Genomic DNA, 765 nt, shown 5'->3' with positions numbered 1-765 from the left:
CATGTTTTTTCAACAAACGATCAGGGTTTTACAGTTACAGTACGACCATGTCCGACTGAACAGTATTTAACAACACCATTTGGTGAGGTAAACTTCAAACTCTGAGCATTTAACAACAATTTTCTAAGTTCAGGTAATTCAAAAAACTTTTCTTGCAACTCTCCTTTGGGGCACTTCCCAGCAAAAAATCTAAACTCTTTTTGATAGCTAAATCTGGAATCTTTTACTGTCAGAGAGCGCTCTGTTGGATCTTCTGAGTATTGAACTGCACCAAAACTGACTTTTAAGCCACTAGCTTTTTCTACTAACTGTGCGTAGTCCTGAATTCTATTTGCAGGCAAAATAACGAAAAACAGCCCGAATTCTTGCTGCATCTGCTCCAAGGCTCCCTCAAAATCATTGTGAGAGCCCATAATAGCCCAAGATTGCATCCAAGCATCATGTTGCTCATGAATAGGGTAAACTAATACACTATCAAACTCTTTATCACTGATTTCTAACCCATCTGGCCTAATGAACTTAGGTTTAGGTCCTCCAAGCTTTCTATCCCAAAATAGTATGCAAGATTCATTTCGATCACCTCTACCAATATCTTCACAAGTACGGTAATAATGAGGAGTACGAAATAAACTTGTTCCCGCTAAAAAACTTAGATAATGCTCCCTTTGACTAAAGAACTTTATCAATGCGAACGCACTCTGCGAGCTATTTTTAATCATGGACAATACGCCTTATTATATTGGTGGCCAACATGCATAACGCCCG

The 765-nt window shown here is 38.7% G+C and carries 1 protein-coding gene; it reads right to left on the bottom strand.

The window, feature by feature from the left end; translation table 11 throughout:
* Nucleotides 1-20: 20 nt before the first annotated feature.
* Complete coding sequence (locus GOU96_RS17920; RefSeq protein WP_001887502.1) at nt 21-719, bottom strand: hypothetical protein; 699 nt, start codon at nt 717-719, stop codon at nt 21-23.
* Nucleotides 720-765: the final 46 nt, after the last annotated feature.

Source organism: Vibrio sp. R-1 (genome assembly GCF_035615595.1).
GTDB classification, from domain to species: Bacteria; Pseudomonadota; Gammaproteobacteria; order Enterobacterales; family Vibrionaceae; genus Vibrio; species Vibrio cholerae.
This window is presented reverse-complemented; position numbering and strand designations above follow the sequence as displayed.

What these genes read in the sequence shown, in the direction of transcription:
- GOU96_RS17920 (WP_001887502.1), bottom strand. Translation starts at nt 719, where the DNA reads ATGATTAAAAATAGCTCGCAGAGTGCGTTCGCATTGATAAAGTTCTTT.